The sequence below is a fragment of the Streptomyces sp. NPDC058671 genome (assembly GCF_042716475.1).
Classification (GTDB): Bacteria; Actinomycetota; Actinomycetes; order Streptomycetales; family Streptomycetaceae; genus Streptomyces.
The window spans coordinates 102,398-126,900 of the sequence record NZ_JBHXSA010000013.1; the positions used below are offsets into that span (position 1 = coordinate 102,398).

The following is a 24,503-nucleotide window of genomic DNA, read 5'->3' on the forward strand; positions in this document are numbered from 1 at the left end:
GTTCGTAGCGGGCCGAGGGCCGCCGGGACCATGAGGTCCCGGCGGCCCTTTCGCCTGTCGCGGGGGAGGCGTCAGCCCGTCCGGGACGCGAGGGAGAGGAGCCGGTGGGCGCCCTCGACCACCGCCGCGTCGACGAACCGGCCGTCCGGCAGGGCGAGCGCGCCCCGCTCGGTGCCGGCCGCCGCGACGACCTCCCGTGCCGCGTCGATCTCCTCCGGGGTGGGGAGGTAGGCGCGCTCGATGACCGGGAGCTGGCGGGGGTGGATGGCCGCCCGGCCGAAGAATCCCAGGGCCCGGCCCCGGGCGCAGCCGGCGGCCAGCGCGTCCAGGTCGCCGATGTCGGGGTGGACCGACTGGGCCGGCGGCGGGAGGGCGGCCGCGCGGGCCGCGACCACCACCCGGCCGCGCGGCCAGTCGAGGGCGCTGTCCTCCCGTACCCCCAGGTCGGCGCGGAGGTCTGCCTCGCCGAGCGCGATGCCGCGCACGGCGGGGTGGGCGGCGGCGATGGCGTAGGCGTGCTCCACGGCGAGGGCGTTCTCCAGGAGCGGGTAGAGGGGGACGCCCGGGGCGAGGCCGGCGATCCGGCGGATGTCAGTGGCGTGTGTCACCTTGGGTACCCGGAGACCGCAGAGGCCGGGGAGGGGGGCCAGGGTGGGGATGTCGCGCGGGGAGTGGACGCGGACGTGGACCGGGACGGGGTGGGGGTCCGCGAGCAGATCGGCCGTGGCGTCGAGGGCGTACGCCCTGCGGTGCGGGGCGACCGCGTCCTCCAGGTCGACGATCACGACGTCGGCGCCGGAGGCCAGGGCCTTGCGGACGACGTCGGGCCGGTCGCCGGGGGCGTACAGCCAGGTGAGGGGGGTGCGGGCCCGGTGGAGACCCTCGATCTCCGTCACGGCGCTCATACCGCCCCCTGGTCGCGGAGGCGGTCGATCTCGGCGGGGGTGAGGCCGAGTTCGGTGAGGACGGCGGTGGTGTCGGTGCCGTGGGGGCGGCCGGGCCAGCGGATGGCTCCCGGCGTCTCGGAGAGGCGGAAGAGGACGTTCTGCATCTTGATCGGGCCGAGTTCGGGGTCCTCCACCTCGGTGATCGTGCCGAGCGCCCGGTACTGGGGGTCGTCGACGACGTCCCGGATGTCGTAGACGGGGGCGATGGCCGCCTCCGCCTTCTCGAAGGCCGCCATCGCCTCGTCCCGGGTGTGACGGGCGATCCAGGTCCCGACGGCCTCGTCCAGGACGTCCGCGTGCTCGGCCCGGCCCGTCCCGTCGGCGAACCACGGCTCGTCGATCAGTTCCGGGCGACCGACGAGCCGCAGCACCCGCTCGGCGATCGACTGGGCGGAGGTGGAGACGGCGACCCAGGAGCCGTCGGCGGTCCGATAGGTGTTGCGCGGGGCGTTGTTGCGCGAGCGGTTGCCGGTCCTGGGCTGGACGTAGCCGAGCTGGTCGTACCAGAGGGGGTGGGGCCCGATGACCGAGAGCATCGGTTCGATGATCGCCATGTCGACGACCTGGCCGCGGCCGGTCGCCGTCCTCGCGGTGAGCGCGGTCATCACCGCGTACGCCGTGGCCAGGGCGGCGATGGAGTCGGCCAGACCGAAGGGGGGCAGGGTCGGCGGTCCGTCGGGCTCGCCGGTGATGGCGGCGAAGCCGCTCATCGCCTCGGCGAGGGTGCCGAAGCCGGGGCGGTGGGCGTACGGGCCGAACTGGCCGAAGCCGGTGACGCGGGCGAGGACCAGACGCGGGTTGACGGTGGACAGCTCCTCCCAGCCCAGACCCCAGCGTTCCAGGGTGCCGGGGCGGAAGTTCTCCACGATCACGTCGGCGTCGGCGGCGAGCGCCAGGAGGGTGTCACGGCCTCCGGGTGAGGAGAGGTCGAGGGTGATCGCCCGCTTGTTGCGGCCGAGGACCTTCCACCACAGTCCGACGCCGTCCTTGGCCGGGCCGTGGCCACGGGACGGATCGGGCTTGCGGGGATGCTCGACCTTGACGACGTCGGCGCCGAAGTCCCCGAGCATCGTGGCCGCGAGCGGGCCGGCGAAGAGGGTCGCGAGATCCAGGACGCGCAGCCCGTGCAAGGGCGGAGCGGGGGTGGCGGGCGCGGTGGCCGGTGCGGGGACGGTCATACGGGGTCGGCCTCCAGGGTGTCGGGGGAGAGGAAGGTCGCCTCGATCTCCACGCGGTACGGCATCGAGGTCGACGCGCCCTCGCGCCGCACGGAGAGCGCGGCGGCGGCCTGCGCCCAGGCCAGGGCCTCGGGGGCGGGCCGGCCCTCGCCGAGGGCCACGGCGAGGGCGCCGACGAAGGTGTCGCCGGCCCCGGTGGTGTCCACGGCCCGGACGCGGGGGGCGGGCACCGCGATCGGATCGGCGCCGCGCGCCGCGTAGAGGCTGCCGGCCGCCCCCAGGGTGACGACCACCTCGGGGACGTGCCGGAGCAGGGCCTGGGCGGCCTCGCGCGGGTCGGTCAGTCCGGTGAGCGCGGCGGCCTCGTGCTCGTTGGGCACCAACAGGTCGACGGAGGCGAGCAGTTCGGGGGGAAGCGGCTGGGCGGGGGCGGGGGTGAGGACGGTGCGGACGCCGAGACGGCGGGCGGTCGCGGCGCCCTCCACGACGACGGAGAGGGGGAGTTCGAGCTGGAGGAGCAGGGTGTCCGCGGTGCCGATCAGCGCCTCGTCGCCGTGGGTCAGGGAGGTGACGGTGCCGTTGGCGCCGGGGACGACGACGATCGCGTTGCCGCCGTCGTCGTCCACCACGATGTGCGCGGTGCCCGAGGAGCCCGTGGCGGTGCGCAGCAGGTCGGTGTCCACCGCGCAGTGCTCCAGGGTGGCCCGGAGCCGCACCCCGAAGTCGTCGGCGCCGACGGCGCCGATCATCGCCACCTCACCGCCGGCGCGGGCGGCGGCGACGGCCTGGTTGGCGCCCTTGCCGCCCGGGACGGTGCGGAAGGAACGGCCGGTGACGGTCTCGCCGAGGGCCGGGGCCCTCGGCACGTAGGCGACGAGATCCATGTTGGTGCTGCCGAGTACGACGATGCTGGTCATGGGCGTACTGCCTCCAGGTGGGTCAGTTCGGCCAGGGTGTCGAAGCCGATGCCGTCGAAGGACGGGACCGAGGTCGAGAGACGGTTCTTGAGGGGGGAGGTCCAGTGCTCGGGGAGACGGTCGGGGTGACCGGCGAGCAGTCCGGCGACGGAGCCGGCGGTGGCGCCGTTGGAGTCGGTGTCCCAGCCGCCGGAGACGGCCGCGCAGACGGAACGGGAGAAGTCGCCGTCGGCGTGGGTGAGAGCGGCGGCGAGCAGAGCGGCGTTCGGGACGGCATGCACCCAGTGGTACCCGCCGAGTTCGGCGTGCAGCCGGTCGACGACCGCCTCGAAGTCGGGCGTGCGGCGGGCGGACTCGATGCCGAGACGGACCGCCCCGGCCAGACGTGAGCGCGGCGGGATCACACCGAGGCCCGCGGCGAGCGACCGGTGGACGTCGGCGGTGCCGGTCGCGGCGGTGGCGAGGGTGGCGGCGACGAACATGGCGCCGTAGACGCCGTTCGCGGTGTGGGTGAGCACCGCGTCCCGGTAGGCCTGTCCGGCGGCGGCGACCGGATCGCCCGGACGGGTCCAGCCGTGGACGTCGGCCCGGATCTGGGCGCCGATCCACTCCCGGAAGGGGTTGCGGTGGACGGCGGTCAGCGGGGGTTCCACGCCGTCGAGGAGATTGCGGTAGGCGACGCGCTCGGCCGTGAAGGTGCGGCCTGCGGGAAGCTCGTCGAGCCAGAGGCGGGCGACGTCGGCGGTGGTGAAGTCGCGGCCGTGCCGCTGGAGGAGCAGCAGATTGAGCAGGGGGTAGTTGAGGTCGTCGTCCTCGGGCATGCCGTCGATGTTCTCGGCGAGGGAGGTGGTGGCGGAGCGACGGTTCCAGGGGTGCGCGGCGAGCAGTTCGGCGGGCACGCCACGGGCGGTGAACCAGCCGGACAGGGGCCAGTTGCCGGCGGCGCGGCCGAGGTCGCGGATCGCCGACAGGGGCAGTTTCTCGACGGGCTTGCCGAGCAGACACCCGACGGCACGGCCGAGCCAGGCGGCGTGCAGACGGTCGCGGAGGCCCACGGGGGCTCCCCGACCGAGCCCTGCGAGTCCCCGGGGCCCGCCGAGCCCGGTCGTTGTGGGCGGGGGGCGGCGGCCGGCACCGGGCGGCCGGGGTGCGGGGGCGCAGGTCCGGGTCCCGTCAGGGCCGGGGGCGGGAGCGGCGTGGGGGGTCGTCGCGTCCTGGATGTCGGCGAGCGCGGTCGGTTCGCGTCCCGCGAGGGGCGTCGGCAGGGCCGCCAGGGCGTCCAGGAGTTCCGTCGCCAGCGGGCGGAGGTCCGGGCGGGGTGTCCCGGACGCGCCGGCCGCCGCAGGGGCGGGAGGGCCGCCCGCCGCCGCCCAGCGGGCCGCGAGGGCGGTCGCGTCGCGGCCGTCCTCCGCCGCCTGGCGCAGCTCGTGGCCCACCAGGTCCTCCGGCTGGACCCACGTCAGCCGGAGGTTCACCGGGCGCCGCTCGTCAGCGCCGCGAACGCCGACTCATGGGCCCGGCGGCGCTCCGCGTCCCGCGCGAACACCTCGTGGGTCACCTCGGTCAGCGCCCGCGCCGGGGCGTGGAGGTCGAGACGGCTCGCCTCCGCCACCCGCTTCGTCCAGTCGGCGGGCACCGCGGACTCGCCGTGCAGCGCGCCCACGATCGCACCCGCCATCGTGGCGATCGAGTCGCAGTCACGGCCGTAGTTGACCGCGCCGAGGACCGTGCGGCGGTAGTCGCCCTCGCCGACGAGGAGCATGCCGAGGGCGACGGGGAGTTCCTCGATCGCGTGCAGGCGGGAGGGGCGACGGGCACCGAGGGAGGGGGAGCGGTAGTCGGGGCCGACCGAGTCGAAGGGGGCCACCGCCTTGCGGAGGGGGGTGAGGGCCGATTCGAAGTCCGTGTGCCGCCCGGCCACTTCGGCGACCGCCTCGATCGCCGACCGTGTGCCGTCCTTCGCCAGGGCCAGGGCCGTCCCCACCACCGAGGACGCCGTGGCGCCCGGCGCGCACGCCGCGGCCACCGCCGCCGCGAACACGCCGGCCGCCTCACGGCCGTACGAGGACTGGTGCGCGCCCGCGACGTCGAGGGCCTCGGCGTACGCGGCCTCCGGATGGGCGGCGTTGACGAGCCCGACGGGCGCCATGTACATCGCGGCGCCGCAGTTGACGATGTTGCCGCTGCCGGCCTCGCGCGGGTCCACATGGCCGTAGTGGAGCCGGGTCACGATCCACTTCTCGGCCAGGAAGATCCGCTGGAGCGGCAGCGCCTCCGCCTCCAGTTCGGGGATCCAGACGGGGGATCCCATGAGTTCGGGGACGAGGTGGTCCGCGACCGCGTACGCGTCGAGGTGGCCGCGGACCTTCTCGTACACCCGGATCAGGGCGTGGGTCATCAAGGTGTCGTCGGTGACGTGCCCGTCGCCCTTGTGGTACGGGGCGATGGGGCGTGCGGTGCGCCATTCGCCGCCGTTCCAGGGGCCGACGATCCCGGTGACGCGGCCGCCGTGGCGTTCCAGGATCTGCTCGGGGGTGTAGCCCTCGACGGGGCCGCCGAGCGCGTCGCCGACGGCGGCCCCGACGAGACTGCCGGTGATCCGGTCATCCAGTGTGGGTGTCATGTCGGAATTGTCCACCCGGGGCGGCCGGTTCCGTGGCTGCGAGGAGCCCGGCGAGTTCGACCAGATCCGTCCCCGCGAGCCGCGGCAGCGCGCAGCCCGCGAGCGTCCGGCACGCCTCGCGCCAGGTCGGCGGCACCGAACGGCCGCCGCCCAGCGCCCCGGTGAGCGCGCCCGCGAGCGCGGGGGCGGAGTCGGCGACCCGCGAGAGACAGACGGCGGCCGGTACGGCGGCCGTCATCTCGCCCCGCGCGGCGGTGGCGAGCGCGAGCGCCACCGGGACGGTCTCGGCGGCGGCGATGCCGTAGCTGTAGACGTGGTCCACGATCTGGTGCTCCAGGAGCGGGACGAGCTCGAAGGCCGAACCGGCGGTCTGGGCCAGCTTCACCGCGTACCGGGCGTTGCGGCCGATCTCCGTGACGGGCGGGAGTTCGTCGAGGGCCGCCTCGACGCATTCGTCGACCGTCGCCCCGCCGAAGGCCGCCGCGAGGGCCGCCGCCACCGCGCGGGCGCCGTGGACGCCGTCGCCGTCCTGGGTGTACCGGGCGTCGAACTCGGCCAGCGCGGCGGCGGCGCGCGGGTCACCGGGGTGGACGAGGGCGAGCACCGCGGCCCGTACGCAGGCGGCGTCGTCGAAGAAGTGCGGGTTGTCGTGGCCGGTGGCGGGGGGACGCAGGCCGGTGGCGAGGTTGCCGAGGCCCGCGCGGACGGAGATCCGGGCGCGGAGGGGGAGGATCGCCGACTCGACCTCGGGGGCGCGGTCGGCGGCGGCGGCGACCTGGTCGGCCAGGGCGTTCCAGGCGAGGTCGACGGCGGCGCGCAGACGGCGCTCCGGGGGGAGGCCGGCGAAGACCGGGCCGGAGGAGGTGAGAACCGCCTCGGCCGTGAAGACCGCCCATTCGGCGTCGTCGGAGGGGCCGAGACGGAGGGGCTCGGGGGGCTGGTTGAGGGCGATGGGGACGGGGAGGGTGGTCGTGGCGTTCTGCTCGGCGAAGGTGTCGAGCTCGCGCGTGAGACGGCGGGTCCACTCGGGCATGCGGGCGGCGCGGTGCCTGGCGGCGGGCCACCCGGCGGCGTCGCCCGCGGCGAGCCCGAGGAGGAGGCCTTCGATCGCGTCCCGGTCGGGCCGGGTCTGTGCGGCCTGCGCCGGGGGTGGGGCCAGGGCTTCGGGGGCGCCGCCCCGTGAACCGGTGGCGTGGGGCGGGGCGGGAGCCTCCGGTGCGAGGTCCGGCGAGCCGGCGTCCGGCACCGGCGGCGCCAGGCCCTGGCGGGTACCGAACCGGGTGCCGGAATCCGGCGGTGGGTGCTGTGCCCCGTCGTTCCGCCCTGTGGAGCGAGGGCCCACGGAGGTGGGGGCGTCGTCCATCGTGGCGGTCGTCGTGTCCCCGCTCATCAGGACTCTCCGTCCGGGGTCAGGAGGTCCGCCACGTCCAGGACGTGGTAGCCGCGCATCGACGGGAGGCAACTGCCCGTGACCGGGGCGATGGCCGAGGCCCAGTCCTCGGGGATCGACCGCAGGCCGCCGGCCGCGCCGGCCAGCGCGCCCGCCACCGCCGCCGTGGTGTCGGCGTCGCGGCCCATGTTGACGGCCGTCAGGACCGCCGTGCGGAAGTCGCCGCGCGCCGCGGCGAACGCGCCGAACGCCAGGCCCACCGCCTCCGGGGCGAGGTCCGTCCAGGGGTAGCCGCCGATGACGACCGCCGAGCGGACCTGGCGTTCACGGGTGAGCGGGTCCTGCTGGACACGCTGGGCGGCCACCACCGCGCGGCGCAGCGAGCGGGCCGTCCACGAGTCCATCGGGACGACCGAGAGGGCCGCCGCGATCACCGAGGTCACGCCCGCCCCCGTCATCGCAGCCGCGACGCCCGCCGCGACCGCCTGCCCGCCGTAGATGCCCTCGCCGTCGTGGCTGACGCTGCCGTCGATCGCGACGAGTCGGGCCGCCTCCGCCGGGCGTCCGGCGGCGAACACCCCGAAGGGCGCCGCGCGCATGGCGAGACCGTCGCTCCAGGCGTGCCGGTGCTGGGCGGAGATGGGGGCGGCGAGGCCCCGGCGGAGGTTCTCGAGGGTTCCGCGCTCCGAGAAGCCCGCACCGCGGAACGGGCCCTCGTCGAGGTCGGCGATCCAGTGGTGCCAGGCCCGCTCGACGTGCTGGACGGTGAGGGCGGAGCCGTGCCGGGCGAGGAGCAGCGCCGAGAAGATGGCGTACTCGGTGTCGTCGGTGCCGGCCGGGCTGTCCGTCACGAAGCCCTCGATCCGGCCCCAGCGGCGGCGGATCTCGGACGGCCGCATGTTCTCGGCGGGCGCGCCCAGCGCGTCGCCGACGGCGAGGCCGAGGAGTGCCCCTCTCGCCCGTTCACGCGTGTCGCATGCCGTGGTGGTCGCCATTGCGCGGCCCCTTCCTCGGGAGAGGCGCACCCATGGCGCCCCGATGCCTGGATCTGTGCCACCACGGGCCGCGAACTCGCCGAAGAAACGTCTCTGTCACCCGCCTGACTCCACGCCGGACCCGGTTCACGCAGCAAGGCAGACCTTAGTAAGTACGGCCTGCCTTGCTGGCACGACCCTTACATCGCGCGTATTTTCGAGGTGTTGGGGGAGGCGGGTGAGACCCGGCCCGTCGGAACGAGGGAGAGCCATGTCCATCATCGAAGCCCAGGCACCGCTGCACGAGGCCCACCGGGACAACCACACGCACCGCGACGTGAACGGCGGCTGGCTGCGCCCCGCCGTGTTCGGCGCGATGGACGGCCTCGTGTCCAACCTCGCCCTGATGACGGGTGTCGCCGGCGGCGCGGTCTCCTCGGGGACCGTCGTCATCACCGGCCTCGCCGGACTCGCGGCCGGTGCCTTCTCGATGGCGGCCGGCGAGTACACCTCCGTCGCCTCGCAGCGTGAACTCGTCCAGGCGGAACTGGACGTCGAGCGGCGCCAGCTGCGCAAGCACCCCGTCGACGAGATGGAGGAGCTCGCCGCGCTCTACGTCTCCCGTGGAGTCGAGCCCGCGCTCGCCCGCGAGGTCGCGATGCAGTTGTCGAAGGACCCCGAGCAGGCCCTGGAGATCCACGCGCGCGAGGAGCTCGGCATCGACCCGGACGACCTCCCGTCGCCGACCGTCGCCGCGGTCTCGTCCTTCGGCTCCTTCGCGCTCGGCGCGCTGCTCCCCGTACTGCCCTATCTGCTCGGGGCGACCGCGCTCTGGCCCGCCGTGCTGCTCTCGCTCGTCGGCCTGTTCGCCTGCGGTGCGCTCGTGGCCCGGGTGACCGCCCGTGGCTGGCTCTTCAGCGGACTGCGCCAGCTCGTCCTCGGCGGAGCCGCCGCGGCCGTCACGTACGGGCTCGGCATGTTCTTCGGGGCCGCGCTGTAGCCCCGTGACCCTGACGCGTCCGTCCGGGCGAACGATCTGCTCGTACGTGTGAGGCGGTGGCCCCCCTGGCCGGGGGCCACCGTCGTATCGGCAGGTAAGCCGCGGAACGGCTGTGACGTATATCCCTGGTCCGATCCGCCGCGGCGATGAGACACTATGCAGGACGCCACATAGGTAGCCGGTTACCCGGCGGTTTCGAACCCGTGACCAACGGGAATGAGGCATGAGCGTCAGTGGGCAACGAAGCCCACTCATGACGGGTCGCCGTAGACCCGGAGATCGTCCGGGCCACCTCGATCCGTCCCCCGCGGGACGGCGTGCGCGCCCGCACTCCACAGGTGAACCACGACCACCGCTGCGTGTCCGCGGTGTCCGCATGCTGGAATGAGCTATCCACTTCGCGAGAAGCCAGCCATCATGTAACCTGCACGAAATTTCGCGGAGGGCCAACGTCGTCCCTCGGCAGCTGCATATGCCAATACGACGACGGGAGAGCCGATGCGTTCCGACGCCTGGTCGCCCATGGACGGTCGCCCCGCTCCGCAGGGGATGTACGACCCCCGTAACGAACACGACGCCTGTGGTGTCGGGTTCGTGGCCACCCTCACCGGTGTAGCCAGCCACGCGCTGGTCGAGCAGGCGCTGACCGTACTGCGCAACCTCGAGCACCGCGGCGCCACCGGCTCCGAGCCCGACTCCGGTGACGGCGCCGGCATCCTGCTCCAGGTCCCGGACGCCTTCCTCCGCGAGGTCACCGACTTCGCGCTCCCCGACGCGGGCGCCTACGCCGTCGGCATCGCCTTCCTCCCCGCCGACGGCCCCGCACAGGCCGTCGAGCAGATCGAGGCGATCGCCGCCGAAGAGGGCCTGACCGTCCTCGGCTGGCGCGACGTCCCCGTCGCCCCCGAGCTGCTCGGCGCCTCCGCCCGCTCCACCATGCCGATCTTCCGGCAGCTGTTCGTCGCGGACGCCGACGGCGCCGCCACCGGCATCGCGCTGGACCGCAAGGCCTTCGTGCTGCGCAAGCGCGCCGAGCGCGAGGCCGCGACCTACTTCCCGTCGCTCTCCGCCCGCACCATCGTCTACAAGGGCATGCTGACCACCGGCCAGCTGGAGCCCTTCTTCCCGGACCTGTCGGACCGCCGCTGCGCCACCGCCGTGGCCCTGGTCCACTCCCGGTTCTCCACCAACACCTTCCCGAGCTGGCCGCTGGCCCACCCGTACCGCTTCGTCGCCCACAACGGTGAGATCAACACCGTCAAGGGCAACCGGAACTGGATGACGGCCCGCGAGGCCCAGCTCTCCTCCGACGTCCTCGGCGAGGGCCCCCTGGAGCGGATCTTCCCGATCTGCACCCCGGACGCCTCCGACTCGGCGTCCTTCGACGAGGTCCTGGAGCTCCTCCACCTCGGCGGGCGCTCGCTGCCGCACGCCGTCCTGATGATGGTCCCGGAGGCGTGGGAGAACCACGAGACCATGGACCCGGCCCGCCGCGCGTTCTACCAGTACCACGCGACGATGATGGAGCCCTGGGACGGCCCGGCCTGCGTCACCTTCACCGACGGCGTCCAGGTCGGCGCGGTCCTCGACCGCAACGGTCTGCGCCCCGGCCGCTACTGGGTCACCGACGAGGGCCTCGTCGTCCTCTCCTCCGAGGTCGGCGTCCTCGACATCGACCCCGCCAAGGTCGTCCGCAAGGGCCGCCTCCAGCCCGGCAAGATGTTCCTCGTCGACACCGCCGAGCACCGCATCGTCGAGGACGACGAGATCAAGGCCGCCCTCGCCGCCGAGAACCCGTACGCGGAGTGGCTGGAGACCGGCGAGATCGAACTCTCCGACCTCCCCGAGCGCGAGCACATCGTGCACACCCACGCCTCGGTCACCCGCCGCCAGCAGACCTTCGGCTACACCGAGGAAGAGCTCCGCCTCATCCTCGCCCCGATGGCCCGCACCGCGGGCGAGCCCCTCGGCTCCATGGGCACGGACTCGCCGATCGCGGCCATCTCCGCCCGCCCGCGGCTCCTCTTCGACTACTTCACCCAGCTCTTCGCGCAGGTCACGAACCCGCCGCTCGACGCGATCCGCGAAGAGCTCGTGACCTCCCTGCGCTCCTCGCTCGGTCCCCAGGGCAACCTGCTCGAACCGACCCCCGTGTCGTGTCGCAGCGTCACCCTGCCCTTCCCGGTGATCGACAACGACGAGCTGGCCAAGCTCATCCACATCAACGCCGACGGCGACATGCCGGGCATGAAGGCCGCGACCCTCTCCGGCCTCTACCGGGTCTCCGGCGGCGGCGAGGCCCTCGCCGCCCGCATCGACGCGATCTGCGCCGAGGCCGACACCGCCATCGAGGGCGGCGCCCGCCTCATCGTGCTCTCCGACCGGCACTCCGACGCCGAGCACGCGCCGATCCCCTCGCTGCTGCTCACCGCGGCCGTCCACCACCACCTCATCCGCACCAAGCAGCGCACCAAGGTGGGCCTGCTCGTCGAGGCCGGTGACGTCCGCGAGGTCCACCACGTGGCCCTGCTCATCGGCTACGGCGCCGCGGCGGTCAACCCGTACCTCGCCATGGAGTCCGTCGAGGACCTCGTCCGCGCCGGCACCTTCATCGAGGGCCTGGAGCCCGAGCAGGCCATCCGGAACCTGATCTACGCCCTCGGCAAGGGCGTCCTCAAGGTCATGTCCAAGATGGGCATCTCCACCGTCGCCTCCTACCGCGGCGCCCAGGTCTTCGAGGCCGTCGGCCTCGACGAGACCTTCGTCGCCACGTACTTCAACGGCACGGCCACCAAGATCGGCGGAGCCGGTCTCGACGTCGTCGCCAAGGAGGTCGCCGCCCGCCACGCCAAGGCGTACCCCGTCTCCGGCGTCGCCTCGGCGCACCGCGCCCTGGACATCGGCGGCGAGTACCAGTGGCGCCGCGAGGGCGAGCCGCACCTGTTCGACCCGGAGACCGTCTTCCGCCTCCAGCACGCCACGCGCAACAAGCGGTACGACATCTTCAAGCAGTACACCGAGCGGGTGAACGAGCAGTCCGAGCGCCTCATGACGCTCCGCGGCCTCTTCGGGTTCTCCACCGCCCGGGAGCCGATCCCGCTCGACGAGGTCGAGCCGGTCTCCGAGATCGTCAAGCGCTTCTCCACCGGTGCCATGTCGTACGGCTCCATCTCCAAGGAGGCGCACGAGACGCTCGCCGTCGCCATGAACCAGCTGGGCGCCAAGTCCAACACCGGTGAAGGCGGCGAGGACCCGGACCGCCTCTACGACCCGGCCCGCCGCTCCGCGATCAAGCAGGTCGCCTCCGGCCGCTTCGGCGTCACCAGCGAGTACCTGGTCAACGCCGACGACATCCAGATCAAGATGGCCCAGGGCGCCAAGCCCGGCGAGGGCGGCCAGCTGCCCGGCCACAAGGTCTACCCGTGGGTCGCCAAGACGCGTCACTCGACGCCCGGCGTCGGCCTCATCTCGCCGCCGCCGCACCACGACATCTACTCCATCGAGGATCTGGCCCAGCTGATCCACGACCTCAAGAACGCCAACCCGGTCGCCCGCATCCACGTGAAGCTGGTCTCCGAGGTCGGCGTCGGCACGGTCGCCGCCGGTGTCTCCAAGGCCCACGCGGACGTCGTCCTCATCTCCGGCCACGACGGCGGAACGGGCGCCTCCCCGCTGACCTCCCTGAAGCACGCGGGCGGCCCCTGGGAGCTCGGCCTCGCCGAGACCCAGCAGACCCTGCTGCTCAACGGCCTGCGCGACCGGATCGTCGTCCAGACCGACGGCCAGCTCAAGACCGGCCGTGACGTCGTCATCGCCGCGCTCCTCGGCGCCGAGGAGTTCGGCTTCGCGACCGCGCCGCTCGTCGTCTCCGGCTGCGTCATGATGCGCGTCTGCCACCTGGACACCTGCCCGGTCGGCATCGCCACTCAGAACCCGGTCCTGCGGGACCGTTTCTCCGGCAAGGCCGAGTTCGTCGTCAACTTCTTCGAGTTCATCGCCGAGGAGGTCCGCGAGCTCCTCGCCGAGCTGGGCTTCCGCACCCTCGAAGAGGCCGTCGGCCACGCCGAGCTGCTCGACACCAGCCGCGCCGTCACCCACTGGAAGGCGCAGGGACTCGACCTGGAGCCGCTCTTCTACGTGCCGGAGCTGCCCGAGGGCGCGGTCCGCCACGCCCTGATCGAGCAGGACCACGGCCTGGAGAAGGCCCTCGACAACGAGCTGATCCAGCTCGCCGCCGAGGCCCTGAACGCCGCCTCCGCCGAGGAGGCCCAGCCGGTCCGCGCCCAGGTCGCCATCCGCAACATCAACCGCACGGTCGGCACCATGCTCGGCCACCAGGTGACGAAGAAGTTCGGCGGCGCCGGCCTCCCGGCCGACACCATCGACATCACCTTCACCGGCTCGGCCGGCCAGTCCTTCGGCGCGTTCCTGCCGAGCGGTGTCACCCTCCGCCTGGAGGGCGACGCCAACGACTACGTCGGCAAGGGCCTCTCCGGCGGCCGGGTGATCGTCCGCCCCGACCGGGGCGCCGACCACCTCGCCGAGTACTCCACCATCGCGGGCAACACCATCGGGTACGGAGCGACCGGCGGCGAGCTGTTCCTCCGCGGCCGCACCGGCGAGCGCTTCTGCGTCCGCAACTCCGGCGCCCTCGTCGTCTCGGAGGGCGTGGGCGACCACGGCTGCGAGTACATGACCGGCGGCACCGCGGTCGTCCTCGGCGAGACCGGCCGCAACTTCGCGGCCGGCATGTCCGGCGGCGTCGCCTACGTCGTCGACCTGGACCGGGACAACGTCAACTCCGGCAACCTGGGCGCGATCGAGGCCCCTTCGGACACCGACAAGGCGTGGCTGCACGACGTCGTGCGCCGCCACCACGAGGAGACCGGTTCGACGGTCGCCGAGAAGCTGCTCGCCGACTGGGACGCCAACGCCGACCGGTTCAGCAAGATCATCCCCACCACGTACAAGGCAGTGCTCGCCGCCAAGGACGCCGCTGAGCTCGCCGGTCTCTCCGAGGCCGAGACCACCGAGAAGATGATGGAGGCGGCGACCCATGGCTGACCCCAAGGGCTTCCTGACCACAGGGCGCGAGGTCGCCGAGACCCGCCCCGTGGCCGAGCGCGTCCGGGACTGGAACGAGGTCTACGTCCCCGGCTCCCTGCTGCCGATCATCAGCAAGCAGGCCGGCCGCTGCATGGACTGCGGCATCCCGTTCTGCCACAACGGCTGTCCGCTCGGGAACCTGATCCCCGAGTGGAACGACTACGCCTACCGCGAGGACTGGTCGGCGGCGCAGGAGCGCCTGCACGCCACCAACAACTTCCCGGAGTTCACCGGCCGCCTGTGCCCCGCGCCGTGCGAGTCGGCGTGCGTGCTCGGCATCAACCAGCCGGCCGTCACCATCAAGAACGTCGAAGTCTCCATCATCGACAAGGCCTGGGACGGGGGCGACGTCAAGCCGCAGGTGCCCGAGCGCCTGTCCGGCAAGACCGCCGCCGTCATCGGCTCGGGCCCGGCGGGTCTCGCCGCCGCCCAGCAGCTGACCCGGGCCGGTCACACCGTGGTCGTGTACGAGCGTGCCGACCGCATCGGCGGCCTGCTGCGCTACGGCATCCCCGAGTTCAAGATGGAGAAGCGGCACATCAACCGCCGCATCGAGCAGATGCGCGCGGAGGGCACCAAGTTCCGCACCGGCATCGAGATCGGCCGCGACCTGACGTCGACGGACCTGCGCAAGCGGTTCGACGCCGTGGTCATCGCCGCCGGCGCCACCACCGCCCGCGACCTGCCCGTCCCGGGCCGCGAGCTGGCCGGCATCCACCAGGCGATGGAGTACCTGCCGCTCGCGAACAAGGTCGTCGAGGGTGACTTCGTGACCCCGCCGATCACCGCCGAGGGCAAGCACGTCGTCGTCATCGGCGGCGGCGACACCGGCGCCGACTGCGTCGGTACGGCCCACCGCCAGGGCGCGGCGTCGGTCACGCAGCTGGAGATCATGCCCCGTCCGGGCGAGGAGCGGAACGCCGGCCAGCCCTGGCCGACCTTCCCCATGCTGTACAAGGTCACCTCCGCGCACGAGGAGGGCGGCGAGCGGGTCTACTCCGTCTCCACCACCCACTTCGAGGGCGACGAGGACGGCAACGTCCAGTTCCTCCACCTCGTCGAGGTCGCGTTCGTCGACGGCAAGCTGACCCAGAAGCCGGGCACGGAGCGCAGGATCCCGGCCCAGCTGGTCACGCTCGCCATGGGCTTCACCGGCACGGACGTCGAGAACGGCCTGGTCGCCCAGTTCGGTCTGGCCCTCGACGAACGGGGTAACATCGCCCGTGACGCGGACTTCGCCACCAACGTCGACGGCGTCTACGTCGCCGGAGACGCCGGCCGGGGCCAGTCGCTGATCGTCTGGGCCATCGCCGAGGGCCGTTCCGCGGCCCGTGGCGTGGACCGCTACCTGACCGGCGCCAGTTCCCTGCCGGCCCCGATCCGCCCGACGGACCGCTCCCTGACGGTCTGATCCCGACGGATCACCAAGACGTCCCGTACAACGACGTGCGGAACTGAGCGCGGCGCCCCCCGAATGTCCCCGACCGGACGACTGGGTGGGCGCCGCGGCGCGTTCCCGCGCGGGTGCGGGCCGGTCAGCCGGTCAGGTGACCGGGCCTTCCCGGCCCGGGAGTTATTCGCTGGCCGACGGGCCGGCCGCCAGGGGACCATGACGCCATGAGTTCTCTCGTACGACACGTGACCATCGACTGCGCCGACGCCTACGCCCTGGCCACCTTCTGGGCCCAGGCGCTGGACGCCAAGGTCTCCGACGACGATCTGCCCGGGGACGAGGAGGCGCTCGTCGAGTCGGCCGGGGCGAACCTCCTCTTCATCCAGGTCCCGGAGCCGAAGGCGGTCAAGAACCGCGTCCACCTGGACCTCCAGCCGCAGGACCGGACCCGTGACGAGGAGGTCGAGCGGCTGCTCGGGCTCGGCGCCACCCTGCTCGACGACCGGCGGAACCCGGACGGCACCGGCTGGGCGACCCTCGGGGACCCGGAGGGCAACGAGTTCTGCGTCGAGCGCAGCGCGGCCGAGCGCGCCGCCACCGCGTGAGGGCTCCGAGACGTCCGAGAGATCCCAAGGGATCCGGGCGGCCGGAACGTCCGGAGTAATCCGGACAGTGGCTGTCCGGTATCCGGTGTTTCCTGGACGCATGGGAGACACCGGAACCACCTGGTCGGCCTTCGAGGCCGCCGAACCCGACCTCGCGGCGACCGTGCGCGAGCGCTTCGGGCAGTACACCCACCACGCCCTCGCCACCGTACGGAAGGACGGCTCGCCGCGGCTCAGCGGCATCGAGGCCGACTTCCGCTCCGGCGAGCTCTGGCTCGGCATGATGCCGAACTCCCGCAAGGCCCTCGACCTGCGCCGCGACCCCCGGTTCTCGCTGCTCGCCAACCCGGGCTCCGGCACCGGCATGGGCGGCGGCGACGTCCGGATCTCCGGACGGGCGGTCGAGGTCACCGACCCCGGGACCGTGGACCGGTACGCCGCCGACGCGGGCGCGCCCCTGCCGTTCCACCTCTTCCGGGTGGAGCCGACCGAGGTCGTACGGACCTGGGTGGACGGAGACGAGATCGTCCTGCACAGCTGGGTGCGGGGGCGTCCGACGCGGCTCTTCCGGCGCGGCGACGACGACAGCCCGCCGCGCCCGGAGCCCCTGCCGGAGGACCGGCACCGGAAGCCGCGTCACCGAGTCATTTGAGAGGTGCGACCCGCACGACACCCCTCCTGACGGCCGTACGGCTGTGAGGTCGCCCACGTCGCGGGGCTCTGGTCAGGTCTGATCCGTCCAGACATCGGTCGGGCGGGGCGGGAAGCTCCCGACGCGCACTATTGTTCCTGTAGAGACATCCGGGATCCGTATCGTGCGTCCCGGGAGAACAGCCGGGGCCCCTATCACGTGCCCCGGGAGCAGTGTCCGGGGCTCGCACCGCGTGTTCCGGGAGAGGCATCCGGGGCCCGTATCGCGTGTTCCGGGTAGAGCAGCCGGGGCCCGCACCGTGCAGGTGCGGGCCCCCGCTGCGCCGCGAGCACCGGCCAGAAAGGCACGCATGACCCGCTCCGAACGCGCCCCCAAGCGCGGCCCCCGCACCGCCCAGGCGAAGTCCACGTCGCAGCCGAAGGGCCCGCGCGGTGGGCGCCGCCCCACCGCGCCCCCGCCGCCGAGCGAGTTCACGCCGCCGGAGACGCTGACGCCCGCGCTCCCCGCGGTGGCCGCCTTCGCCGACCTCGACATGCCCGAGGGCCTGCTGCGGACCCTGGGCGAGCAGGGCGTCACGGAGCCGTTCCCGATCCAGGCCGCGACCCTTCCGAACGCGCTGGCCGGACGTGACGTGCTCGGCCGGGGGCGTACCGGATCCGGCAAGACCCTCGCCTTCGGACTCGCGATCCTCGCCCGCACCGCGGGCCGACGCGCCGAGCCCACCGCGCCCCTCGCCCTGGTCCTGGTGCCCACGCGCGAGCTCGCCCAGCAGGTGACCGACGCCCTCACCCCGTACGCCAACGCGCTGCGGCTGCGGATCACCACGGTCGTCGGCGGCATGTCGATCGGCCGGCAGTCCTCCGCGCTGCGGCGCGGCGCCGAGATCCTCATCGCCACGCCCGGCCGGCTTCACGACCTCATCGACCGGGGCGACTGCCGGCTCGACCAGGTCGCCGTCACCGTCCTCGACGAGGCCGACCAGATGGCCGACATGGGCTTCCTGCCGCAGGTCACGAAGGTGCTCAAGCAGGTCGAGCCGGGCGGGCAGCGGCTGCTGTTCTCGGCCACCCTCGACCGGAACATCGACCGGCTCGTCAAGATGTTCCTCGACGACCCGGTCGTGCACTCCGTCGACCCCTCGGCCGGCGCGGTCACCACCATGGAGCACCACGTCCTGTACGTGGCCGACGAGACCGACAAGAAGGCCGTCACGCTGCGGATCGCGGCCCGCGACGGCCGGACGATCCTCTTCATGGACACCAAGCGGTCCGTGGACCGGCTGGTCAAGCGACTCCTCGCCAACGGCGTACGCGCCTCCGGCCTGCACGGCGGCCGTTCGCAGCCGCAGCGCAACCGGACCCTGGACCAGTTCAAGACCGGGCAGGTGACCGCCCTCGTCGCGACGAACGTGGCGGCGCGCGGCATCCACGTCGACGACCTCGACATGGTCGTCAACGTCGACCCGCCCATGGACCACAAGGACTACCTGCACCGCGGCGGCCGGACCGCCCGCGCCGGCGAGTCCGGCAGCGTCTTCACCCTGGTCCTGCCGGAGCAGAAGCGCGACATGGGCCGCCTGATGACGAACGCGGGCATCAGCCCCCGTACGGCCCAGATCAAGTCCAGCGACGACGAGCTGGCCGAGCTGACGGGCGCGCGGGTGCCCTCGGGCGTCCCGATCGTCATCGAGACCCCGCAGCCGACCCCGCCGCGCAAGGCGGCGGCGTCCGGCGGCGCGGGCGGCGGCGGTGGCAACCGTCGGCGACGCCGTCCGGCCCCGGCCGGCGGGACGACCGGTACGGCCTCGGGCTCCGGGCGTTCCGGCGCCACGGGTACGGGTTCGGGCCGCGCCGCGGGTTCCACCGCGGGTGCGGGGCGCGCTTCCGGCTCGGGCCGGGGTTCCGGCACGGGCGCCGGCCGCGGCACCGCGGCCGGCGCCGGTCGCGCGGGCCGTCAGACCTCGGGTACCGGCCGCGCACGGAGCGCCGGCGCCACCCGCAGCTCCCGACCGAGGTCGACCGACTCGTAACGAGGGAGACTCCCGCAGTACGGGAGAGGTGACCGCCGGGGACCCGCGAGGGCCCCGGCGGTGCCGTACGGCGCGGTGGTGCGGTACGGCGCGGTGGTGCCGTACGGCGCCCGCTCGCAGTGCTCCCGGCTCCGGTACGGCCGTACCCGCCCGACAGCGGACGACGAGGGCCCCCGCGTCCCGCCCCCCCCGCGCCCACAGGCAGCCGCCTCCCCCCCCGGAGCTCTCACGCGCGTCGCGGTGTCGTCCATTCCAGGCGGGTCCTGACCCGGGGGTCGTGGACGTACTCGAGGGCGGCGAGGGCCGTCTCCCGTGCCGGGCCCTCCGGGTCGCCGTCCGCGAGGGCCGACGCCAGGGCGTCCACGGCGCGGGGGTCCTGACGGATCGCGAGCCCTCGTGCCGCCTCCGCCGCCGTCTCCGGGTCGGGGTCGCCGAGCCGTTCCGCCAGTCCCTCCCGTACGAGCGGGGTGTCGTCCGGCAGTTCGGCCAGCGCGAGCGTCGCCCAGTCCCGGACCCGCGCGTCACCGTCCCTGCTCAGGGTGAGCAGCACTCCGAGCGCCTCCACGTGCCCGGCCGGCACGATCCCGGCGAGGGCCCCGGCGACGGCCCGCCGTACCGCCGCGTCGGGATGCCCGGCCGCCGCGAGGAGGTCGGGCACGGCGGCCGGGTCCCCGCACTCTCCGAGCGCCGACACCACCGAGAGCGCCGGCTCCCGCGCCGGGGTCGCCGCCTCCGCCGCGAGCCGCCGCAGCACGGGGACCGCGCTCGCCGCGAAGCCGGGCAGGGCGCCGAGGACCCGCGCGCCCAGGGCCCGGCGCAGCGGGTCGCGGTAGGCGCACCACGCGGCCGCCGCCACGAAGGTCTCCTCGTCGGCGCGGTCGGCCAGTTCGGCCACCGCCGTCGTCCAGTCGTCGAGCTCCGGGTCGCCGCAGCGCAGGGCCCGCGCCGCCAGCTCCTCGTGGGACGTGCGCAGTCCGAGCGCCGACTCCAGGAGCGTGGCGATGGCCGCGTGGCCGGTCTGGCGGTCGTCGCCGCGCCCGGGGGAGCCGTCCTCCCGCAGCAGGTCCACGACGACCGTCACGCCACCGTCCTCCCGTATCCGGCGGACCACGGCCTCGTACGTCTGCCCGCCCTCGTTCCCGGCGACGAGCCCTCGCCGCAGCTCGGCGGCGATGTCCGCGCCGATCCACCGCCGGGCCTCCCGCAGCGCCGCCTCCCGCGCCGTCGCGCCGTGGTCGAGGAGCGCCCTGACGCAGCCGGTGGAGCCGCGCCGGGCGGCCGCGACGAGCGGGAGGATCCCGTCGGGTCCGCGCCGGTCGGGATCGGCCCCGAACTCCAGGAGCACCCGGGCCGTGTCGGCGTGCCCGAGCCGCAGGGCCCACGCGAGGGCCGTGAAACCGTACGCCTCCTCCTGGTCCGCCGCCGCGCCCGCCGCGAGGAGGGCCCGCGCCACCTCGGCGTGCCCGCCGACGGCCGCCCCGCAGAGCGGCAGGTCGCCGCCGTCCTCACCGCTGCCCCGGCCCGGGTCCGCCCCCGCGGCCAGCAACACCCGTACGATTCCGGCCTCGTCGCCGACGGCCGCGCGGTACAGGGCGGTCTCCCCGTCCTCCCGGGACTCGGGGTCGACCCCGTCCCTCAGGGCCCGTACGGCCCCGTCCTCGTCCCCGTCGCGGATGGCGTCGAACAACATGCTCATGCGCCGACCCTGACCCGCCGTGCAGGTCCGGCGCAAATCCGATTCCCCGCCACGTCCCCCGGATTCCCGCAGGTGCGCGGCCGTGGCCACCGCCTCGTCCGCCGACGGCACGGACGCGGGGAGACCGGCCCCGTCCTGCGCATGCCGGGCATCCCGGGCGGCGCCGAGGACCTTCTCTCCCACCAGAGCCCTCGTTCTCCAGGGGGAAGGTCCCGCACGGCTCGCGGCGCCCGGCACGCACGCTCTACCCCACGCACTCCAGCACCGTGCCGCACACCCCGCACCTGGCCCGCAGCGGCCGTCCCGCCGGGACTCTCAGGCGCTGGCGGCAGACCGGGCAGGGGAACGAGACGCCGGTCGCCGGTGCTCCGCCCTCGAAGGCGTACGGGGCGCCGGGGGCCGCCCGCCCCCGTCGCCGCTCCCTGCCGTAGCGCCGGCGCTCCGCCCAGCCCGCCCCGGCGAGCGGCGGCGGGGTCCGCTCCCGGTCCGCCTCCGCCCGGCCCCGTACCCATGCCTCGTACGCCACCGCGCTGGTGAACCACGGCGAGGGGTCCTCGCCGAACACGTCGGCCCGTTTGGCGAGGACGTAGCCGAACTCCTCCGGGGTCAGATAGCCCAGCTTCTGGCTCTCCACGCCGTCCTGGCGGTAGGCGTCGAGCAGCAGCCATCCGGCACCCAGATAGGTGGTGACGACATCGGTGAGGATCTCGTTCTCCTCGGTATCGGGGAAGCCGAGTCCGAGCCGGTGCAACAGAACATGGGTGATCTCGTGGGCGAGAGCGGCGCCGATGTCTCGGCGACGGGTCCGAAAACGGTCGTTGAGTTCCACGAAGTACTCGGGGCCCGCGGCGAGTTCGACGGTCGCCGCGTGTTCCATCGGCCGGAAGCTCACCACCATGCGTGCCTCGGGCAGCCGCAGGTGCCGGACGAGGGCGCTGGCCACCCGCTGGGTGCCGAGGTGGAGGTCCTCGGTGCCGTCGAAGGCCACGTCGGCGGCCGGCACGCTCGTCGGACAGCGGTGCACGCCGTCCGCCGAGAGGCGCCGGTAGAGCGCCGTGAGCGAGGCCCCGATCCTGGCGCGGTGCGGAAAGCCGTGGGCGACGCTGTCGCCCTCCTGACGGTTCGGCATGCCGGATTCCCCCCTCTCCTCCACTGTACGGTCCCGCCGCTGGATCTGGCCGAAAAGGCTTTCTTGTGGCGGCAGTTGGACCCCGCCCATAATCCGACATGACTTGACGGGCGCATGTCATTGCCCCGTCGGCTCAACCCCCCATGAAAGAAGGCAGACACGTGAAGCAGAACAGAATGGTCCGCGCGCTGCAGAAGCTCGCCGCGGCCGGCGCCGTCGTCCTGGCGGCCGTCAGCCTCCAGCCCACCACCACGGCCTCCGCCGCCCCCGCCCCCGTCGTCGGCGGCGTCCGCGCCGCCCAGGGCGAGTTCCCCTGGATGGTCAGGCTCTCCATGGGCTGCGGCGGCTCGCTGATCACCCCGCAGATCGTGCTCACCGCGGCCCACTGCGTGAACGGCTCCGGCAACAACACCAGCATCACCGCCACCGCCGGTGTCGTGGACCTGCAGAGCAGCAGCGCCATCAAGGTCCGGTCCACCAAGGTCCTCCAGGCCCCCGGCTACAACGGCAAGGGCAAGGACTGGGCGCTGATCAAGCTCGCCAGCCCCATCACGTCGCTGCCCAACCTCAAGATCGCCGAGACCACGGCGTACAACAGCGGCACCTTCACGGTCGCCGGCTGGGGCGCCGCCCGTGAGGGCGGGTCGCAGCAGCGCTACCTGCTCAAGGCGAACGTCCCGTTCGTCTCCGACGCCTCCTGCCAGGCGTCGTACGGCAGCGACCTCGTCCCCTCCGAGGAGATCTGCGCCGGCTACAACCAGGGCGGGGTCGACACCTGCCAGGGTGACTCCGGCGGCCCGATGTTCCGCAAGGACAACGCCGGAGCCTGGATCCAGGTCGGCATCGTGAGCTGGGGCGAGGGCTGCGCCCGGGCCGGCTACCCCGGTGTCTACACGGAGGTCTCGACCTTCGCCGCCGCGATCAAGTCGGCCGCGGCCACGCTGTAACGGCGACACGTGGACGGGTGCCCCGGAGCGGCCTCGGCTCCGGGGCACCCGCATGCGCGTGACCCCGTCATCCGCCCCGCGAACTCACAGGACGCCGAGCTCGACGCCCTGCACACCGTCCCCCTCCAGCTCCAGCGCCCACACCTCGTTCGCCCCCTCCCGCAGCACCGGACCCGGCACGAACAGCGTCTCCTGCGGGCCGGCCGCCGCCCAGTACCGGCCCAGGCAGAAACCGTTCACCCATACGAAGCCCCGGGTCGCTCCCGGCAGCCGCAGGACCGCGTCCCCGGCGCCCGCGACCTCCAGCGTCCCCCGGTAGAGGCCCGGTCCGCCCCGGTCCGCCGCGGGCTCGAACGACACCTTCTCCACCGCCGCCGCCCCGAACGCGTCCAGCCGCAGCCCCCGCGCCCGGAACCCGTGCAGATACTGCCGCTCGTGCCGTACGCCGCCGGTGATCCCCTTCGACTCCCCGAGCCGGGGACCGTAGTTGACCCGGCCCAGCGACTCCACCCACAGGTCGACGGTCACCGACCCCGGCACCGGCTCGGCGAGCACCGCCTCCTCCGTGTCGAGCACCCCCGCCAGGGCCCCGTCGACGTACACCACCGCCCGGTCCCGCAGCCCCGTCACCCCCAGCGGGTACGGCTGCCGAGGCCCCGGCACCGCCACCCGGTAGCGCACCAGACCCCGGTCCACGCCCAGCTCCTCGAAGGTCGGCGGCACCGGCGTCAGCGACTCCTCGTCGCCCAGCACCTCCAGGACCGCGTCAAGCTCCGCCCAGCCGTCGAAGGCGCCCCGCACCGGGGCCCCGAGCCGCGCCGGGGGTTCCGGCAGCTCCGGCAGCGGCCCCTCCGCGTACGCCGCGAGCACCTCGCGGAAACGCCAGAACTTCTCCGTCGGCCGCCCCGCCTCGTCCACCGGAGCGTCGTAGTCGTACGAGGTCACCGTCGCCCGCAACGGCCCGTCGTGCAGCTCACCGGCCCGGTTCGCGCCCGCCCAGCCCGCGAAGTTCGTGCCCCCGTGCGCCATGTACACATTGACCGAAGCCCCGCACTCCAGGACCTCCCGCAGCGCCGCCGCCGCGTCCTGCGCGTCCCGCACCGCGTGCTCCGTGCCCCAGTGGTCGAACCAGCCGCACCAGAACTCCATGCACATCAGCGGCCCCGAGGGCTGATGGCGCCGCAGCGTCGCGAAACCCTCCCGGGCCCCCGAACCGAAGTTCGCCGTCGCGAGCACCCCCGGCAGCGAACCACCCGTCAGCATGTGGTCCTCGGGTCCGTCCGAGGTGAACAGCGGCACGCTCACCCCGCAGTCACGCAGCAGCTCCGCGACCCACTCCAGATAGCCCCGGTCGCTGCCGTAACTCCCGTACTCGTTCTCCACCTGGACCAGGACCACCGGCCCGCCCCGGTCGACCTGCCGCTCCACCACCTGCGGCAGCAGCCGCCGGAACCAGGTCTCCACCGGCGCCAGGAACTCCGGGTCGAGGGTCCGCACCCGCCGCCCGAGCGGTCCGGTCAGCCAGTGCGGCAGACCACCGTTCTCCCACTCGGCGCAGATGTACGGTCCCGGGCGCACGATCGCCCGCATCCCGGCCCGTTCCACCGCGTCCAGGAACCGGCCGAGCGCCTCCACGTCCCCGTACCGGCCCGGCTCCGGCGCGTACAGGTTCCACGGCACGTACGTCTCGACACAGCCGAGGCCCATCGCCCGCAGCATCCCGAGCCGGTGCCCCCACTGCTCCTCGCGCACCCGGAAGTAGTGCAGCGCCCCCGACAGCAGCCGCACCGGCCGCCCGTCGAGCAGAAAGTCCTCGTCACCCACAGCGAACACGCTCATGGCAGCACCCTCGCCCCTTGGCGGCGGACCGGTCCATGGACAAAGATCGTCGCAGTTTGGACGTTAGGGCCCGCCCGC

17 protein-coding genes are annotated in these 24,503 nt (G+C 73.8%); 7 read left to right on the top strand and 10 right to left on the bottom strand.

Features of this window, described 5'->3' with window-relative positions; genetic code table 11:
* Positions 1-71 precede the first annotated feature (71 nt).
* From ACFWV2_RS18215 to ACFWV2_RS18245, 7 genes are read right to left on the bottom strand one after another with little or no spacing between them, the layout of a single operon-like run.
* The gene (locus tag ACFWV2_RS18215) at positions 72-905 is read right to left on the bottom strand and encodes an HpcH/HpaI aldolase/citrate lyase family protein (protein ID WP_384406032.1); all 834 of its coding nucleotides are present in this window, start codon (positions 903-905) and stop codon (positions 72-74) included.
* On the bottom strand, positions 902-2,125 hold the full coding sequence (locus tag ACFWV2_RS18220) for a CaiB/BaiF CoA transferase family protein (protein WP_384406033.1): 1,224 nt from the start codon (positions 2,123-2,125) through the stop codon (positions 902-904). The genes ACFWV2_RS18215 and ACFWV2_RS18220 overlap by 4 nt, the downstream gene beginning before the upstream one ends.
* Positions 2,122-3,042, bottom strand: coding sequence for a ribokinase (gene rbsK / locus ACFWV2_RS18225; protein WP_384406034.1), 921 nt, complete (start codon positions 3,040-3,042; stop codon positions 2,122-2,124). Before rbsK ends, ACFWV2_RS18220 begins: the two co-directional genes overlap by 4 nt.
* A complete protein-coding gene (locus ACFWV2_RS18230; RefSeq protein ID WP_384406035.1) occupies positions 3,039-4,517 on the bottom strand; it encodes an ADP-ribosylglycohydrolase family protein in 1,479 nt (492 codons plus the stop codon). Before ACFWV2_RS18230 ends, rbsK begins: the two co-directional genes overlap by 4 nt.
* Complete coding sequence (locus ACFWV2_RS18235) at positions 4,514-5,665, bottom strand: ADP-ribosylglycohydrolase family protein (RefSeq protein ID WP_384406036.1); 1,152 nt, start codon at positions 5,663-5,665, stop codon at positions 4,514-4,516. Before ACFWV2_RS18235 ends, ACFWV2_RS18230 begins: the two co-directional genes overlap by 4 nt.
* Positions 5,646-7,055 carry an ADP-ribosylglycohydrolase family protein gene (locus tag ACFWV2_RS18240; protein WP_384406037.1) on the bottom strand — a complete coding sequence of 470 codons (1,410 nt, stop codon included), beginning with the start codon at positions 7,053-7,055 and terminating at the stop codon, positions 5,646-5,648. Before ACFWV2_RS18240 ends, ACFWV2_RS18235 begins: the two co-directional genes overlap by 20 nt.
* Positions 7,055-8,050 (bottom strand): ADP-ribosylglycohydrolase family protein, encoded by a 996-nt coding sequence (locus tag ACFWV2_RS18245; protein WP_384406038.1) that lies wholly within the window; start codon positions 8,048-8,050, stop codon positions 7,055-7,057. The genes ACFWV2_RS18240 and ACFWV2_RS18245 overlap by 1 nt, the downstream gene beginning before the upstream one ends.
* A gap of 250 nt (positions 8,051-8,300) precedes the next feature.
* On the opposite strand from ACFWV2_RS18245, the gene ACFWV2_RS18250 reads away from it, so the two are divergent.
* From ACFWV2_RS18250 to ACFWV2_RS18275, 6 genes are all read left to right on the top strand, one after another.
* Positions 8,301-9,029 carry a VIT1/CCC1 transporter family protein gene (locus ACFWV2_RS18250; protein WP_384406039.1) on the top strand — a complete coding sequence of 243 codons (729 nt, stop codon included), beginning with the start codon at positions 8,301-8,303 and terminating at the stop codon, positions 9,027-9,029.
* 498 nt (positions 9,030-9,527) lie between these two features.
* Positions 9,528-14,093, top strand: a complete 4,566-nt coding sequence (gltB, locus tag ACFWV2_RS18255) for a glutamate synthase large subunit (RefSeq protein ID WP_384406040.1) — start codon at positions 9,528-9,530, stop codon at positions 14,091-14,093.
* Positions 14,086-15,546 carry a glutamate synthase subunit beta gene (locus ACFWV2_RS18260; protein ID WP_384406041.1) on the top strand — a complete coding sequence of 487 codons (1,461 nt, stop codon included), beginning with the start codon at positions 14,086-14,088 and terminating at the stop codon, positions 15,544-15,546. Before gltB ends, ACFWV2_RS18260 begins: the two co-directional genes overlap by 8 nt.
* A gap of 206 nt (positions 15,547-15,752) precedes the next feature.
* On the top strand, positions 15,753-16,133 hold the full coding sequence (locus ACFWV2_RS18265) for a VOC family protein (protein ID WP_384406042.1): 381 nt from the start codon (positions 15,753-15,755) through the stop codon (positions 16,131-16,133).
* 100 nt (positions 16,134-16,233) lie between these two features.
* Positions 16,234-16,785 (top strand): pyridoxamine 5'-phosphate oxidase family protein, encoded by a 552-nt coding sequence (locus ACFWV2_RS18270; RefSeq protein WP_384406043.1) that lies wholly within the window; start codon positions 16,234-16,236, stop codon positions 16,783-16,785.
* 349 nt (positions 16,786-17,134) lie between these two features.
* The gene (locus tag ACFWV2_RS18275) at positions 17,135-18,814 is read left to right on the top strand and encodes a DEAD/DEAH box helicase (RefSeq protein WP_384406044.1); all 1,680 of its coding nucleotides are present in this window, start codon (positions 17,135-17,137) and stop codon (positions 18,812-18,814) included.
* 226 nt (positions 18,815-19,040) lie between these two features.
* On the opposite strand, the gene ACFWV2_RS18280 is transcribed toward ACFWV2_RS18275, so the two are convergent.
* Positions 19,041-20,510: an ankyrin repeat domain-containing protein gene (locus ACFWV2_RS18280; protein ID WP_384406045.1), complete on the bottom strand. Its 1,470-nt coding sequence runs from the start codon at positions 20,508-20,510 to the stop codon at positions 19,041-19,043.
* Between the two features lie 244 nt (positions 20,511-20,754).
* Complete coding sequence (locus ACFWV2_RS18285; RefSeq protein ID WP_384406046.1) at positions 20,755-21,639, bottom strand: hypothetical protein; 885 nt, start codon at positions 21,637-21,639, stop codon at positions 20,755-20,757.
* A gap of 176 nt (positions 21,640-21,815) precedes the next feature.
* On the opposite strand from ACFWV2_RS18285, the gene ACFWV2_RS18290 reads away from it, so the two are divergent.
* Positions 21,816-22,586 carry a S1 family peptidase gene (locus ACFWV2_RS18290; RefSeq protein WP_384406105.1) on the top strand — a complete coding sequence of 257 codons (771 nt, stop codon included), beginning with the start codon at positions 21,816-21,818 and terminating at the stop codon, positions 22,584-22,586.
* A gap of 84 nt (positions 22,587-22,670) precedes the next feature.
* On the opposite strand, the gene ACFWV2_RS18295 is transcribed toward ACFWV2_RS18290, so the two are convergent.
* Positions 22,671-24,425, bottom strand: coding sequence for a glycoside hydrolase family 35 protein (locus ACFWV2_RS18295; protein ID WP_384406047.1), 1,755 nt, complete (start codon positions 24,423-24,425; stop codon positions 22,671-22,673).
* Between the last annotated feature and the right edge of the window lie 78 nt (positions 24,426-24,503).

Coding starts and splice junctions, on each gene's coding strand:
- ACFWV2_RS18215 (WP_384406032.1), bottom strand. CDS start 905: ATGAGCGCCGTGACGGAGATCGAGGGTCTCCACCGGGCCCGCACCCCC.
- ACFWV2_RS18220 (WP_384406033.1), bottom strand. CDS start 2,125: ATGACCGTCCCCGCACCGGCCACCGCGCCCGCCACCCCCGCTCCGCCC.
- rbsK (WP_384406034.1), bottom strand. CDS start 3,042: ATGACCAGCATCGTCGTACTCGGCAGCACCAACATGGATCTCGTCGCC.
- ACFWV2_RS18235 (WP_384406036.1), bottom strand. CDS start 5,665: ATGACACCCACACTGGATGACCGGATCACCGGCAGTCTCGTCGGGGCC.
- ACFWV2_RS18240 (WP_384406037.1), bottom strand. CDS start 7,055: ATGAGCGGGGACACGACGACCGCCACGATGGACGACGCCCCCACCTCC.
- ACFWV2_RS18245 (WP_384406038.1), bottom strand. CDS start 8,050: ATGGCGACCACCACGGCATGCGACACGCGTGAACGGGCGAGAGGGGCA.
- ACFWV2_RS18250 (WP_384406039.1), top strand. CDS start 8,301: ATGTCCATCATCGAAGCCCAGGCACCGCTGCACGAGGCCCACCGGGAC.
- gltB (WP_384406040.1), top strand. CDS start 9,528: ATGCGTTCCGACGCCTGGTCGCCCATGGACGGTCGCCCCGCTCCGCAG.
- ACFWV2_RS18260 (WP_384406041.1), top strand. CDS start 14,086: ATGGCTGACCCCAAGGGCTTCCTGACCACAGGGCGCGAGGTCGCCGAG.
- ACFWV2_RS18265 (WP_384406042.1), top strand. CDS start 15,753: ATGAGTTCTCTCGTACGACACGTGACCATCGACTGCGCCGACGCCTAC.
- ACFWV2_RS18270 (WP_384406043.1), top strand. CDS start 16,234: ATGGGAGACACCGGAACCACCTGGTCGGCCTTCGAGGCCGCCGAACCC.
- ACFWV2_RS18275 (WP_384406044.1), top strand. CDS start 17,135: ATGACCCGCTCCGAACGCGCCCCCAAGCGCGGCCCCCGCACCGCCCAG.
- ACFWV2_RS18280 (WP_384406045.1), bottom strand. CDS start 20,510: ATGAGCATGTTGTTCGACGCCATCCGCGACGGGGACGAGGACGGGGCC.
- ACFWV2_RS18285 (WP_384406046.1), bottom strand. CDS start 21,639: ATGCCGAACCGTCAGGAGGGCGACAGCGTCGCCCACGGCTTTCCGCAC.
- ACFWV2_RS18290 (WP_384406105.1), top strand. CDS start 21,816: ATGGTCCGCGCGCTGCAGAAGCTCGCCGCGGCCGGCGCCGTCGTCCTG.
- ACFWV2_RS18295 (WP_384406047.1), bottom strand. CDS start 24,425: ATGAGCGTGTTCGCTGTGGGTGACGAGGACTTTCTGCTCGACGGGCGG.